Origin of the sequence: Micromonospora sp. NPDC007271 (assembly GCF_040634005.1) — a bacterium.
Lineage (GTDB): Bacteria > Actinomycetota > Actinomycetes > Mycobacteriales > Micromonosporaceae > Micromonospora.
Window position 1 is genome coordinate 48454 of record NZ_JBEYER010000014.1, and the last position, 13968, is coordinate 62421.

The 13968-nt window shown below is 73.3% G+C and carries 10 protein-coding genes and 1 pseudogene; 5 read left to right on the plus strand and 6 right to left on the minus strand.

All coding sequences use genetic code 11. From position 1 onward, the window contains the following. Nucleotides 1-12: 12 nt before the first annotated feature. A pseudogene (gene tnpA, locus ABZ570_RS07755) lies at nt 13-231 on the minus strand (IS200/IS605 family transposase); the annotation flags it as partial. Between the two features lie 18 nt (nt 232-249). Here tnpA and ABZ570_RS07760 point away from each other — a divergent pair. Then, the gene (locus ABZ570_RS07760) at nt 250-435 is read left to right on the plus strand and encodes a zinc ribbon domain-containing protein (RefSeq protein WP_358058488.1); all 186 of its coding nucleotides are present in this window, start codon (nt 250-252) and stop codon (nt 433-435) included. 13 nt (nt 436-448) lie between these two features. On the opposite strand, the gene ABZ570_RS07765 is transcribed toward ABZ570_RS07760, so the two are convergent. The 3 genes from ABZ570_RS07765 to ABZ570_RS07775 all read right to left on the minus strand — a co-directional run bounded on the left by ABZ570_RS07765 (nt 449) and on the right by ABZ570_RS07775 (nt 7685). Next, nucleotides 449-1639, minus strand: a complete 1191-nt coding sequence (locus ABZ570_RS07765) for an AAA family ATPase (protein WP_358058491.1) — start codon at nt 1637-1639, stop codon at nt 449-451. A 110-nt stretch (nt 1640-1749) separates the two neighbouring features. Then, a complete protein-coding gene (locus ABZ570_RS07770; protein WP_358058494.1) occupies nt 1750-6831 on the minus strand; it encodes a hypothetical protein in 5082 nt (1693 codons plus the stop codon). After that, the gene (locus tag ABZ570_RS07775) at nt 6828-7685 is read right to left on the minus strand and encodes a DUF4132 domain-containing protein (RefSeq protein WP_358058497.1); all 858 of its coding nucleotides are present in this window, start codon (nt 7683-7685) and stop codon (nt 6828-6830) included. The genes ABZ570_RS07770 and ABZ570_RS07775 overlap by 4 nt, the downstream gene beginning before the upstream one ends. A gap of 427 nt (nt 7686-8112) precedes the next feature. Here ABZ570_RS07775 and ABZ570_RS07780 point away from each other — a divergent pair, with 427 nt between their 5' ends. Next, nucleotides 8113-8703 carry a hypothetical protein gene (locus ABZ570_RS07780; RefSeq protein ID WP_358058500.1) on the plus strand — a complete coding sequence of 197 codons (591 nt, stop codon included), beginning with the start codon at nt 8113-8115 and terminating at the stop codon, nt 8701-8703. Here the strand turns inward: ABZ570_RS07780 and ABZ570_RS07785 are convergent. Both ABZ570_RS07785 and ABZ570_RS07790 read right to left on the minus strand, forming a co-directional pair. After that, nucleotides 8684-9346: a response regulator transcription factor gene (locus ABZ570_RS07785; RefSeq protein ID WP_358058503.1), complete on the minus strand. Its 663-nt coding sequence runs from the start codon at nt 9344-9346 to the stop codon at nt 8684-8686. The two genes, ABZ570_RS07780 and ABZ570_RS07785, sit on opposite strands and share 20 nt — an antisense overlap. A gap of 76 nt (nt 9347-9422) precedes the next feature. Further along, entirely contained in the window at nt 9423-10553 is a 1131-nt protein-coding gene (locus ABZ570_RS07790; protein ID WP_358058506.1) for a sensor histidine kinase, read from the minus strand. A 143-nt stretch (nt 10554-10696) separates the two neighbouring features. Between ABZ570_RS07790 and ABZ570_RS07795 the strand changes: the two genes are divergently transcribed. From ABZ570_RS07795 to ABZ570_RS07805, 3 genes are read left to right on the plus strand one after another with little or no spacing between them, the layout of a single operon-like run. After that, nucleotides 10697-11686 (plus strand): carboxymuconolactone decarboxylase family protein, encoded by a 990-nt coding sequence (locus tag ABZ570_RS07795; RefSeq protein ID WP_358058509.1) that lies wholly within the window; start codon nt 10697-10699, stop codon nt 11684-11686. A 9-nt stretch (nt 11687-11695) separates the two neighbouring features. Beyond that, nucleotides 11696-12148, plus strand: coding sequence for a DUF6220 domain-containing protein (locus tag ABZ570_RS07800; RefSeq protein WP_358058512.1), 453 nt, complete (start codon nt 11696-11698; stop codon nt 12146-12148). Beyond that, a complete protein-coding gene (locus ABZ570_RS07805; protein WP_358058515.1) occupies nt 12145-13935 on the plus strand; it encodes a multicopper oxidase family protein in 1791 nt (596 codons plus the stop codon). The genes ABZ570_RS07800 and ABZ570_RS07805 overlap by 4 nt, the downstream gene beginning before the upstream one ends. Nucleotides 13936-13968: the final 33 nt, after the last annotated feature.

Consider the following 13968-nt stretch of genomic DNA (forward strand, 5'->3'; position numbering starts at 1 on the left):
AGGTACGGGCGTTCAGGCGTTGCGTTGATTCTGGACATAGCGGTTGACAGCCTCCAGGGTTGCGCCGCCGACGGTGGCCACGAAATAGGAGTTGGTCCACAAGGTCGGCAGACGGGTTTTCAACGTGGGGAACTCTTGACGAAGCAGCCGTGACGAGTGGCCTTTGATGGCCTTGACTAGACGGTGGATGCCGAACTGCGGGTCGATCGTGACGAGCAGTTGAACGTGGTCGAAGCCAAGCAGCGGCTGGTGCTGTCCGAACGAGTCTTCCGCTGCGAGTCCTGCGATCACGTCGCAGACCGCGACCGGAACGCCGCAAGGGTGATCCTTGCCTCGGCAGGTTTGAATCGAGCTGGTGCCGACGGTGTAAGACACGTCCTTGGCTCCTTCGGAGTCGATGCCGTGCTGCCTGAGCCAGGAATCCCCCGCCTTTAGACGTGGGGAGCAATCAACGCAGGCTCTCTCGCAGGTCCCAGAGCCGGCGCCACATCGCCGAGCCGTCCTCGGCGCGGCGGCGGACCGGGCCGTCCCAGTAGCCGAGCAGCCGGGCGTGGTCGTCCTGGTCGTCCTTGCGGACCACGCCGAGCAGGTGCCCGGGCATCAGGTCGAGCGCGTCCCCGCCGGGCAGGTACGCGGCGGCCAGGCCGAGCGACACCGCCACCTGCACCGCCTCGGCGGTGGACATCACCGTGCCGGGCCGTTCCACGTCCCAGCCCTCGCCCGACCGACCGGTGCGCAGGTCGCGGAACACGGTGACCAGGGCGTCCAGCACCGCGTCGTCCACTGCGTACGGCGCGCCGGCGCGCTGCACGGCGGCGGTGGCCTGCCGGCGGACCAGGTCGGTCTCGGTGTCGGCGTCCGAGATCGGGTGGATGGTCTCGAAGTTGAATCGGCGCTTGAGGGCCGAGGACATCTCCGACACGCCCCGGTCCCGCAGGTTGGCGGTGGCGATCACGGTGAACCCGGGCACCGCCCGGATCAGCCCGTCCTCGGTGCCGGCCAGCTCGGGCACGTTCATCCGCCGGTCGGACAGGATGGACACCAGTGCGTCCTGCACCTCGGGCAGGCAGCGGGTGACCTCCTCGATCCGGACCACCCGGCCGGTGCGCATGGCGGTCAGCACCGGCGAGTCGACCAGCGCCTGCGGGGTCGGGCCCTGGGCGAGCAGCAGGGCGTAGTTCCAGCCGTACCGGAAGGCGTCCTCGGTGGTGCCGGCGGTGCCCTGCACGGTCAGCGCGCTGGTGCCGCAGACCGCGGCGGCCAGCAGCTCGGAGAGCATCGACTTGGCGGTGCCGGGCTCGCCGACCAGCAGCAGTCCCCGCTCACCGGCCAGGGTGACCACGCACCGCTCGACCAGGCTCCGCTCACCGACGAACTTCGCCGGGATGGTCATGCTGGCCGGCAGTTCGGTGCCGCCCGGGCCGGTGCGCCGATCGGCGGGCAGCTTCAAGGCCTCGCCGTCGCTGCCCTGGATGAAGGTGACCACGACGCGGGGGGTCAGCGCCCAGCCCGGTGGCCGGGCCCCGTCGTCGTACGCGGCCAGGAAGGCCAGCTCGTCGGCGTACCGCTGTTCGGCGGAGAGGACCTGGGCGGCGGTCTCCGGCGCCGCGGTGGGGCGGACGTGTTCCGTCACGGTCACTGATGTACCTCGATCTCTCTGGTGCGGACAGGTGGTCGGGACAGGGGTCGGCGGTGGGGTGGTGGCGCGACGGCCGGCGTGGCCGTCGCGTCCCCGCCCACGGGCCGGGGTCAGCGGTGGGTGCCGCCGGTGGGCAGGTTGTCGAACCGGGGCCGGTCGCCGTCGCCGAGGCGTTGCCAGGCCCGCCGGAAGAGGTCGGCGACCGGTTCGAACGGCACGGTCACGCCGAGCCCGGCCGTACCGTCGGGTGCGAGGTCGAACAGGGCGACCTTCCAGCCCTCGATCGGCGCCTGCCCGCTGCCGCGCTCCAGCCACGGGCCGGGCAGGAACAGCGACCGGCCGGCCCGGGACCGGCTGGCCTCGACGACCAGGTCGCTGCCGGCCAGTTCGGCGCGGGCCGCCTTCAGCCGGGCCGGCTTCCAGCCGGTCCACTTCGCCGTGTTGCGGTCGGTCGGGTCCGGCATGGCCAGCAGCATCAGGTACACCGCCGCCGCGTCCACGCCCAGGCCGTGTTGCCCGGCCACCTCGGCGACCAGGTCGGGCACCGACCGGGTCGGATCCTGCGGCCACCAGGTCCCGTCCGCCGCCCGCGCGCCGCCGTCCGGCTCCCCCGGATCGCCGAGCAGCGCGGCGAAGCGCGGGTCGCGGACCAGGCGCAGGGCCGCCTCCGTCGGGTACGGCTTGGCCGCGTCCCGCCGCAGCGCCGGCAGGTACGGGTCTGTCCCCTCGGCGTCGAGCAGGTCCGGCCGCAGCGCGGGCGACGGTTGGTTGTCGGAGGTGGCCAGGACGATGGCGCCGTACCGTTCCCAGCCAGGGCCGGTCTCCGACGGGGTGCCCGCCACCTGGCGGAAGGTGGGCAGGGAGACGTACTGGTCGAGGTCGAGCAGCAGGCCGGGGTTGGTCAGCCGGTCCCGGATCGCGGCCAACGCGGCCGGCAGCGCGGCCCGGCACGGGTCGCCGACCGGCGTGTGGTGGGCCACCCAGGCCGCCAGGGCGACCGTGGAGCGCAGCACCTCACCGGTGAAGCCCGTCGCGCGGCCGTCGACCTGCCGGGCCCGGTCGCCCCTGATCTGGAAGGCGAGGTCGGTGCTCAGCTCGACCGAACGGGCCGGGTCGAGCAGCGCCGGCAACGCCTTCGCGGGTCCCCAGCCGGTCCGGATCGCGCGCACCGCCTCGGTGAGCAGCTGTTCGGGCACCACCACCCGGCGCCCCAGGGCGGTGTTCCAGACCGCCGCGGCGGCGGCCACGTCCGGGCCGTCGGCCCACAGCCGGGCCGGGTCGTCCGGCAGCAGCGCCGAGACCACGGCCCGCCGGACCCCCGGGCGGGCCTCGTTCAGCATCCCGAAGGCCACCTTGACCTCGGCGACCTGCTTGACTCCGAGCGCCTTGCGCAGCTCGGTCGGGATGGTCTGCGCCGAGTCCACGTACGGCAGGCCGGCCAGCACCAGCTTCGCGGCGGTGGCGGTGACGCCGGTCAGCTCGGCGAACCGCTCGGCCGTGTCCGGCCGCCAGGGCAGCGGGCCGCGCTCCGCCCATTCGGTGAGGAAGCCGGCCAGCCAGCCGGCCGGCCGCTCGTCGCCGACCGGAGCCGAGGACTGCACCGTGTATGGCTCGGGCACGGCGAACACGCCGGCCGGGTCGTGGTACAGCGCGTCGAAGAGGTAGCCGGTGGCCGTGCCACTGGAATTGAGGACGGCGATGAACGCCCCGTCGGGCAGCGGCAGGATGCCCGGCCTGGGGTACCGGCGAGTGCCGTCGGGGTTGTTCAGGTCGTCGTCCAGCAGGTGCAGCGTGAACCGGCGCCACCGGGTCGGCTCTGCCGCCGTGCTCAGGTCGAGCCGGTCCAGCTCCGTGAGCAGGGCGCGCAGCGTCTCCCGGTGTTCGTCGAGGGTGACCGCCGCGACGGCCCGGTAGGCGACCGCGGCGACGCCGCCGAGCAGGGGCCACCAGTCCAGAGCGTTCGGCAGCGACGGTCCGTCGAGGTGCAGCCGTACGCCGGGTTCGTGCCCGGTGATGGCGGACCGCTGGGCGGCGAACGCCTGGAACTGGGTGAAGACCTGGGGCGAGTTGCTCCCCCCGTAGGCCGAGCCGCGCAGGCCGTCCAGCGCCCCGGTGAGCTGCTTGTCGGTGGGCCCGGCCGCGGTGGCCGCCGGCGAAACCGTCTTCGGGGCGGACAGCGATCTGGTGAGCCGCTCGGTCACCGCGTCCAGGTCGGTGCGGACCCGGGCGGCCAGCCGCAGCGCCCCGGCCACCCCGGCCAGCACCGCGTCGTGGCTGACCGCCGGCAACGTCGAGCGGACCAGCTCGACCAGTGCGTCCTTGTCGTCTTCGTCGTCGGTGGCACCGGTGGTGGATGCGCCGGAGCCGGCGGAGCCGGCCGGTACGCCGACCAGGTGCGCCGGGACGGCGACGGGCAGGCCGGTGATGGCCTGCGTGGCCGCGGTCAGACCCGATCGGGTCGTCGCCCGGGCTGCGGCCCGCGCGGCCTTCTCGGCCAGGACGGCGAGGCGTTCGTCGACGGCTACCTTGAGCAGCGCGGCGACGGTGTCCCGGTCCATCCGGCGCAGGGCGGCGGAGCCGGCCGGGTCCCGGGGCAGCATGTTGCCGAGGAACTTCTCTCCCGGCAGCGGGACCATGCCGGGGGTGTAGGCCCGGCTGGACGGGGGTCCGTCGGCAGCCGTCACCACCCCGTCCGGGTCAACCAGGACGAACCCCTTGAGGACGGCTCGCGGTCGGTCGTCGCCGGGCAGCACCAGCGCCGCGATCGGCTCCTGCCCTGCGGCCACGGTGACGGTACGGCCGGCCAGGTCCTCGCCGCGTACCGAGCCGTCCGGCAGGGTGACCACCCGCCAACCGAGCAGACCGTCCACCGGAACGGCGGCCGGTGTGGCCCGGCCGGACAGGGCTGGCCGCAGCCAGCTCGCCGACTCCTGAAGGTGGCTTCCGTCGGCCGGGAGGTCGCCGAGGAAGCCGGGCAGGCTGCGCCGGCCGTGGGTGTTGCTGGCGGGGTCGTACTCGTGCCAGCCGTAGTTGCCGTCGTCCTCGTTGTGGCGGTAGACCCAGTAGGAGGTGCCGTCGGTGATGACCGGCAGCTCGGACGGGACCGCGCTGTCACCGGCGTGCACCACGCCGCCGCCGGTGGTCCGCCCGCCGGCGGGCAGCGGCAGGGTGATCTCGTTCCGGCGCCGTTGGAGGCCGCGGGTGTCGCCGAGGATGGGCTGCGGCTCGCCGGGCGACGAGTGCCAGTAGCCGCGCAGGTTGTAACTGAGCGCCCGGGACTCCCAGTAGACCAGCAACTGGCCGTCGACGTAGTGGTAGCCCGGCTGGCCCCACAGGTCACCGGCCGGGATGCGCAGGTCGTGGCGGAGCACGATGCCCTCGGCGCCGAGCACGCGCACCCTGGTCGGCCCGCCCACGATCAGGTACGGCCAGGCTTCCTGCCGGGTCACCTCCACCCGGTGGTCGCCGCCGGTCACCTCCTGCCAGGCCAGCTCCCAGTCCGGCCAGCCCAGTTCCTCGATGATCCCGCCGCGCAGGCTGCGGGCGACGTGCTCGGTGAGGTCAACGCCGAGAGTCTGCCCGAGGTCGCCGCCCCGGCCGGGGTCACCGGAGCGGTCGAGGTCGTCGAACACCAGGCGCAGCGCCTCGACCGGGAGCCGGCCCAACCAGTCCACCGACTCGGGCAGGTAGGGCAGCCCGGTGGCGAACCGGTCGCGGATCCGGGCCCGCAGCCAGTCGGTGAGCAACGGCCGGATGCCCGGCGTCTCGACGATCCGGCGCAGGGCGGGCGGCTGGTCGTCGAGTTGGTCGAGGCCCCGGCGCAGGGCCGCGGTGAACCGGTCGTCGCCGGCCACGGCGAGCAGGTCCCGGTCGCCCTCGACCTCGACCCAGTGCGCCAGGTCCAGGGCGTCGCGTTCCTTCGGCGGGGCCACCGGCAGGTCGAGGGCGAGCAGCAGGTCGAGCAGGTCCAGGTCGCCGTCGGCGGCGAGGGTCTCGCCGCTGCCGGTCAGTTCGGCGCGTAGCCGGTCGGCCATCCGCTCGACGAGTGGATACAGCTCCGGCACCCGGCGGCGGTAGTGGCCGGAGTTGGCGCGGCTCACGAAGCGGCGCAGCCAGCCGACGGAGCCGTCCTGTGGGCGGGCCGGGCCCGGGACGTGTGGGTCGAACAGTCCGGCGAGCGCACCGGTGTCGGTCAACAGGCCCAGCCAGGTGACCAGGTTGTCCCGGTCGGTGGGCATCAGGTCGAGCAGGCTGCCGCGGATCGCCGGGTCGCGGCCGGCCAGTGCCGTCACCGCCGGCAGGTGCGCCTTCCACCAGCCGGCCGGCGCCTCGGCGGCCACCGGCAGCCGGAGCAGCTCGGCCAGGTAGGCGGCCTCGCGGTCGGCGACGGCGGCGGCGCCGGCCTTGCCGGCGGCCTTGGTGGCCGTCCGGACCAGCCGGTTCACCGCGCTCCCTGACTGGGTGGACGGAACGACGCCGGCGGCCGCGGCCCGCAGCGCCAGCCGGCAGAACCGGTCGAGCGCCTCGTCGGCCGACAACTGGGCGGACAGTTCCTTCGCGTAGCCGGCCAACGCGGTCGCGGACACCACCTTGGCCGACGCGAACTCCACGTAGACCTCGTCCAGCCGGTTCAGGTCGACCGGCAGGCCGTGCTGCGCCTCCGCCTTACGCGCCTTGTTGAACAGCTGCGTCGCGTAGGTGTCCTGCCCGGCGGCCAGGAACACCCGCGCCGCCTGCTCGAAGAACGTCGGCAGGAAGTGCGGCAGCGTACGGGCGAACCGGTCGGCGACTCTCTGGTGCCCGTCCAGGGCGGCCTTCGGCCGCGACCGTACCTGCTTGGCCAGCTTCTGCAACTCCGGCACCACCGCCAACGCGTGCCGGCCGTCCGCCGGGTGGTGTACCAGCACCCACTCGGGGAAGGCCAACGGGCGGCGCTGGCCCAGCCCGACGACGGCCGGCTCCGCATCCGGTGCCAGGCCGAGGAACCCGACGGCGATGTCCTCGCCCTCGCCGAGGGCGGCGTCGACCAGGCGGACCACCGGCCGGTCGTCGAGGGCCGGGTGCCGGTAGGTGCGGGCGGTGAGGGGCACCGCCCGGTCGCCGGCTCCGGCGGTGTCGATCGGCAGCACCGCGCCGGCGGCCAGCAGGCTCTCGGCGGAGTCCTCGCCCGACATGGTCGTCATCCCGGTCACGCCTTCTTCCCCGTTCCGGTCACGGCGCCGGACAGGGCCGTCGCCATCCGCATTCCTTCCGACCAGGCCACCGGCCCGACCTCGGTCAACCGCAGCGTCGGTCCGTCCACGACCGACCACGAGAGGACGCCCAGAGTCGCCTCCGAGTCCCAGTAGTCCTCGTCGAACCACATGGCGGCCTCGACTGTGCGGCCGGCCTCCCAGACCCGGCACCTGATCCGCGAGCCGGAGACCCGGAAGCCGAGCGTGGCGGCCCGGGCGGCCAGCCGGTTGGGGACGGTGGTGCCGCGGAAGTCGGTGATCGTGGTGTCACGCTCCTTCAGGTCGGCGGGTTTGCCCCAGGTGCCTCGGTGCAGTTGCTCGACCCGCTGGGTGACGTCCAGTTCGTCGGCGAACTCGCGCAGGTCGACGAGGTCGGGCAGGCGCACCGGGTGGGGCAGCGTGGCGCTGGCCGGCGAGAGCCGGACGGTTTCCCCGTCGAGGTTGACCATGCGCAGGTCACCGGAGGCGGTGACGTCCCGGAGGAAGCCCGGTTCGGCCGGGTCGTCGCCGAGCACCACGAGGTCGCGCAGCGCGTCCCGCCAGGCCGGATCCGGCCAGATCCGGGCCAGCAGCCCGGTCGGCACCGGTAGCGAGGACACCACCCAGGCGTCGACTTTGGCCAGGCACTCCGCGGTGTGCCGGTCCAGCCACTGGGCGAGCTGGCGCAACCGGTCCACCTCGGGGTTGTCCCGCAGCACCTTCGGCAGCGTCTTCAGTGGACGACCGGTGGCCCGTGGGCCGGTGGACCGGGCCGCCACCTTTCCGTCCACGAGAGAGATCTCGTGCGAGTCTCCCACCGGCAGCCAGCCCATCAGGAATACCCTCCGCAGTGGCAAGAGCCAGATATCGTGACGAATTGGCCACGATCAACAACGCAGCGCACGCTAACAGTAGTGACCGACACGACCGGCCCCCGTCGGCAGGCGGGCGGTGGGCGCACCGGGACCGGGGCCGGCGGGACGAGAAACTCCGGACTGCCGGAGTCGCAGATCCGGCCAGCTCACTCGCACAGTGGACGGTCGGGCGGGTGGCCCAGTGAGAGGCGAGGCGGTGACCTGGATCACACAGGTGCCTGCCCTCATCTCGCGTCGCACCTCGCCGGGCCGCCACGTGCATTGCCAACCGAGCTCCAGAAAACGCGCCAGGCAGCGGGTGGGTTTTCCGCGGTTCAAATCCCGTCGCCGCAGCACGCCGTGCGATGGATCGGGGCTGTCAGTCGTCGCTTCTATGATCACGGCCATGTCGGCTGCCTTCACCACATTGTGGACCCACGACGTCTGCCGGGAGCTCCGCAGACATCGTGTCGGCGAACGCCCCCCGGTGGCATTCAGCGGAGTGCACCAGTCTCTGCCCAGCTGGACCAGCGTCGGTGTCGGCGACGATGTCTTCGCGCTGCACGTCAACCGGTGCGTGGTCTACGTGGTGAGCCGTCTCCGCGTCGTCGACAAGCACCAGCGTGACTGTTGCGGCCCCGCTCCAGCAACATGGCGTGATCCGGCCTATCCGGGCCACGACGCGTGGGCGATGCTCGGCTCCGGTGGATGCGGGGCGAGCCCGGTACATGTCGAGGCGACACCGGTCCGCTTCGACGTCGCCGTTCCCGGCGACCTGCTCGGCACGCTGACCTGGCGCAACCGACGCGGAGAAGAACGCACCTTGAAGTACGTCGTAAACGGCCGTCTCGAACGCGCCGTCAGCCTCCAGGGCGTCTACCGTCTGACCGACGAGTCCGCCGCCCGATTGAGCGCCCTGGTCGATGGTGCGCCGACCCCGGGCACGCCCGCTGTCGTCCGCGCACGGCGAGGTGGTGTCACCGGCGACGCGGCGTGACCAGGCCCGACTCGTACGCCCACACGACCAGCTGGGCACGGTCGCGGCAGTGCAGCTTCGTCATCGCCCGGTTGACGTGTGTCTTGGCGGTCAACGGGCTGATCACCATGCGCTCGGCGATCTCGTCGTTGCCCAACCCCCGGGCGACGAGCTCGACGATCTCCTGTTCGCGGGCGGTCAGCACATCGCGTCCGGCCGCCCGGTCGGCCGGCGGCGGTCCGGCGACGAACTCGCTGATGAGCGTACGCGTGACCGCCGGGGCGAGCAGCGCATCGCCGCGAGCCACGACGGCGATGGCCTGCAGCAGGTCGGCGGGGTCGGCGTCCTTGAGGAGGAAGCCGCTGGCACCCGCGCGGAGCGCGGCGAAGACGTACGAGTCGAGCCCGTAGTTGGTGAGGATGAGGACACGCACCGCGGCGAGGTCGGGATCGGCGGCGATGCGTCGGGTGGCTTCGATGCCGTCGAGTCCCGGCATCTGCACGTCCATCAGCACGACGTCGGGCCGCAGGCGGCGCGACAGCTCGACGGCCGAAGCGCCGTCGGCGGCCTCGCCGGCGACCTCCAGGTCGTCCTCGGCGTCGAGCAGGGCCCGGAATCCGGCCCGCATCAGAGCCTGGTCGTCGGCGAGCAGAACCCGGATCATGCCGGCTCCTCCCTGCGGTCGGAGCCGCCACGATCCGTGGCGGACTGAGCTGGCTGGACCTCACGCAAGCGCTCGGTCATGCCGCACCGTCCAGTGGGAACGTGGCCCGTACCGCGAACCCGCCGCCGTCGCGGCCGGCGGCATGCAGCGTGCCGCCCAGTCCGGTGACTCGTTCCCGCATGCCGCGCAGGCCCACCCCGGGTGTCACCGGCCGGGCCGGCGACGTCCGGCCGTCGTCGGTCACCGAGACGGTCAGCTGTGCCGGGGCGTATTCGATGTGGATCTGCGCGGTGGCGGGGCCGGCGTGGCGGGCAACGTTGGTCAGGGCCTCCTGGACGACGCGATACCCGGCCTGGTCGACCTCGACGGGCAGGTCCCGGGGCTGACCGGTGACGGTCAGGTGCACCGGTACGCCGGCCGCCCGGGTCCGCTCGGCGAGCTCGCCCACCCGGGCCAGCCCGACGCTGTCCCTGTCGGAGGGTGAGCGCAGGACGCCCAGCGTCGCCCGTAGTTCCCGCATGGCGGCGCTGCTGGCCTCCTGGATCGCGAGCAGCGCGGCCGACGGTTCCTCGCCGTGCTTGCGGGCCAGGTGCACGGCGATCCCGGCCTGCACCTTGATCACCGAGATGCTGTGGGTCAGCGAGTCGTGCAGGTCGCGGGCGATGCGCAGGCGCTCCTCTCCGGCGCGGCGCAGCGCCATCTCCTCGCGGGTGCGTTCGGCCTCGATCGCCCGCTGCTCGACCTGTCTCAGGTACGCCCGGCGTTGCCGTGCGACGAGCCCGGCGACGTTGGCCGCCAGAAACCAGCCCAGCAGCAGGGCGGTCCGCTCGGCGATCTGCTGGTCGGGCCGGTCGGCGGACGCGACCGAGATGTCGCGGGCCAGGAAGCCGCCGAGGAAGACGAGGCTGGCCAGGGCGGGGGCCGATCTGTGCCCGCGCCAGGCGGCGACGTAGACCGCGCCGAGGACGGGGAACGCGGCGGACACCCCGGGGTGCACCCGGACGTGGACGGCGAGCATGGCGGCGGTCACCACGCTCAGCGCCACCACCGGGTTCCGGCGGCAGACCGCCAGGGCCGCGGCCATGACCAGGACCAGGGCGACGTCGGTCGCCCGGACCGGTGCGGCGTCCGGAGCGAGCGCGGCGTTGCCGAGCAGCAGGACGCCGAGGGCGAGGCCGCTGAGGGCGTACGGCAGATCGCGGCGCATGATCGCACTGTAGAACGGCCGTCGCCAGGGAGCATCCCGCGTTTGCGGTAGCTGGGGCGTACTGCGGATGCGGTATCGGCGGTTGGGCAAGTGCCTGCGGCGGCACGACGTTTTCTCCGTCCGCCGAGGCGAGCATCGAGCCCATGACATACCGCTTCTTCACTCCCGCGAGGGCGTCGGCGGCGACCGGTCTCACGTCGGAGGTGTACCGGCAGCTGCGGGACGAGTTCCTCGGGCCGGTGCCCACCTTCCAGGCGCTCTCGGCCGTTCCGGAGGTGCTGGCCGCGACCTGGGCGCTGATGCGCGAAGCTCTGCTCGCCGGGGAGGTGTCCCGGGTCGACCGCGAGCTCGTCGCGTCGGCGGTGTCCCGGGCCAACCGCTGCCGGTTCTGCGTCGACGCCCACGTGATGCTGCTGCACGCGCTCGGCGAGCACGAGCTGGCCGAGGTCATCGCCCGGGGCGAGGCCCCATCGGAGCCGAGGTACGCCGAGCTCGCCGCCTGGGCCGAGGCAAGCCGCAGCCCCGTAGCCGCCGACTGGTCCAGCCCGCACGGGCCTGAGGTCACCGGCACCCTGCTCGCCTTCCACTTCGTCAACCGGATCGTCTCGGCGTTGCTCGACCCGGACCTGCTGCCCGGCGGGCTGCAGCGCTCTGCGGTGGTGCGGTCGGTCGGGGGCCGGCTCTACGCGAGGACGGCTCGGGAGCCGAAGGAGGCCGGCCGCAGCCTCCCGCTCCTCGGCCCCGGCAGGGCGGCGCCACCGGGTTGGGCCGGGGACAGCCCGGTCGGCGTCGCGTACGCGTCTTTGAAAAGGGCCGCCATGCAGGGCGGCGAGCTCCTGGGCGACGTGGCGCGCCAGACCGTGACGGCCACCGTGCGATGGGAGGACGGACGGTACCCGGCCCGGCCCGCGGAGTGGGCCACCGATCTGATCCGGGACCTGCCCGGCACGGACCGCGTCGGGACGCGGATCGCGCTGCTGGCGGCGTTCGCGCCCAGCGCGATCCGGGCGGGCGACGTCGCCCTGTGGCGGCTGTCCCATCCGGACGACGCCGACCTCGTGCGGCTCGTCGCGTACGGGGCGATCACGGCCACCGATCACGTCGCCCAGGCCCTGTCCCCCGCTCATCTGTAGGAGGTCACCATGCGCAAGGCCCTCGTCATCGTCACCACTGTGCTGCTCGTCGCGTTCGTCCTGCAGTTCGTCTTCGCCGCCGTGGGCGCGTTCACCAAACCCGCGGGTGAGGGCGCGTTTGCCCTGCACAGCGTCACCGGGATGGCGGTCATCCCTGTTCTCACCCTGCTCACCGCCCTGTTCGCCGTGCTGGCCAAGGCGCCGGGCCGGCTCGTCGGGCTGGCGATCCTGCCGCTCGGCCTCGTCGTCCTGCAGGCGCTCATCGCCATGCTCGCGAACGCGTCCACCGACGCGGCGGGTGTCAGCACTCCGTTCGGTCTGACGATCGCCGGGCTGCACGCGCTCAACGGCATCATCGCGGTGCACGTCGTGGTCAGCGTCCACCAGGCGGCGCGGAAGCTGGCCCAACCGGCGCCGGCCGGCGTCACCCAGGTGGCCGTCCGGGAAGGAGAGCCGGTATGACCGTCGGGTCGCTGCTCGCGGCCGACCTGGTGATCGCGGTCCTCGAGGTCGCCGGGTGGCTGGGCGGCGGCGCCGCGTCGGCCGCCCGGCACCGCCGGCTCGCCCTGGGGCTGGCCGCCTTCGCGCTGCTCGCCACGTTCGCCCGCGCGATCACGATCACCGCGCTCGCCCGGGCCGGCTGGTGGTTCGCGGCGGAGAAGGTCCTCATCGCCGCCCCACTGTCGCTCGCGGCGGTGGTCGTCGCCGGGCCGCGGCTGCTGCGGGGCGACTGCTCCAGGTCGCGGCGCGGCGTCAGACGCGCCGAGCTGGAGTGGTCGAGGGCCGACATCCGGTCCGTCGCGGTCCCGCTTCTCTTCGCCGGGTACGCCGAGAGCGGCGCCCTGCTCGTGACGGTCCTGCATGGCTACCCGGCGTCGGCGGGCGCGGGACTGCTCGCGGTGGCCGGGGTCGTCGCGGCGACCGCCGTCTCGTGGCGGGTCCTCGGCGCGCGCCCGTCCCGGGTGGTGTTCCGGGCGGCCGTCGTGGTGGCGGTCGCGGCGCTGGTGACCGGAACCGGGCTGGCCGCCGCCCCGGGCGCCGCTCCCGCCGTACCGCATGATCACCAGCCCGGGGATGCGCGGACCGCGGGCGAAGCGACCAGGCGGTTCACCCTGACGGCCGGGACCACCACGGTGCGCGTGAGCGGCCGTGACGTCGCGGCGTGGGCGTTCAACGGGCAGGTTCCCGGGCCGGAGCTGACCGCCACCGTCGGCGACGTCCTGGAGGTGACGCTGCGCAACCGGGACATCGCGCGGGGCGTCACGTTGCACTGGCACGGGTACGACGTGCCGAACAGCCAGGACGGGGTGCCCGGCGTGACGCAGTCGGCGGTGCTGCCCGGACAGGAGTTCGTCTACCGGTTCCGCGCCGATCAGGCCGGCACGTACTGGTACCACACGCATGCGGTGTCCGACGTCGGCGTGCGGATGGGGCTCTACGGTGTGCTGGTGGTGCGTCCGGCACCGGTGACCGGGGTCGACATCACGGTGCCGGTGCACACCCTTTCCGGCCGTCCGCTGCCCACACCGAGGACGGAACCCGTCGGGGCCGGGGTGCCCGTGCGGCTGCGGCTGATCAACACCGACAGCACCACCCACCGGTACGCCCTGGCCGGGACCCGGTTCCGGGTCGCCGCGATCGACGGATCCGACCTGAACGGCCCGACGCCGCTGGTGGACACCGCCGTGCTGATCCCGGCCGGGGGACGCTACGACCTGGTGTTCACCGCGCCCGCCACGCCGGTGGCGCTGTTCGTCGACGGACGGGCCGTCTACTCGACCGGAGCGGTGTCGGCGGCGACCGGCGCGTGGCCGGTGCTGGATCCGCTCACCTACGGCGTCGCCTCTCCGGTGCCGTGGTCCCGGTTCGACCGGGAGTTCACCCTCGTCCTCGACCGCGGCCTCGACCTGCACGGACTGTTTCCCCGGTACGCCCACACCGTCAACGGCGCCGCCGACCCGGACATCCCGCCCCAGGTCGTACGCCTCGACGACATCGTCACGTTCACGATCGTGAACCGATCCCTCGTGGTGCACCCGTGGCATCTGCACGGCCATCACGTCCTGGTGCTGTCCCGCAACGGAGAGCCGGCGACCGGGAGTCCGTTGTGGCTGGACTCCTTCGACGTACGCCCCGGCGACGTCTGGGAGGTGGCTTTCCTGGCCGACAACCCCGGAATGTGGGCCAACCACTGCCACAACCTGGCGCACGCCGACGCCGGGATGACGCTGCACCTGATGTACTCGTGAACACCGGTGACAGGCCGGCTCGATCCTCCGACC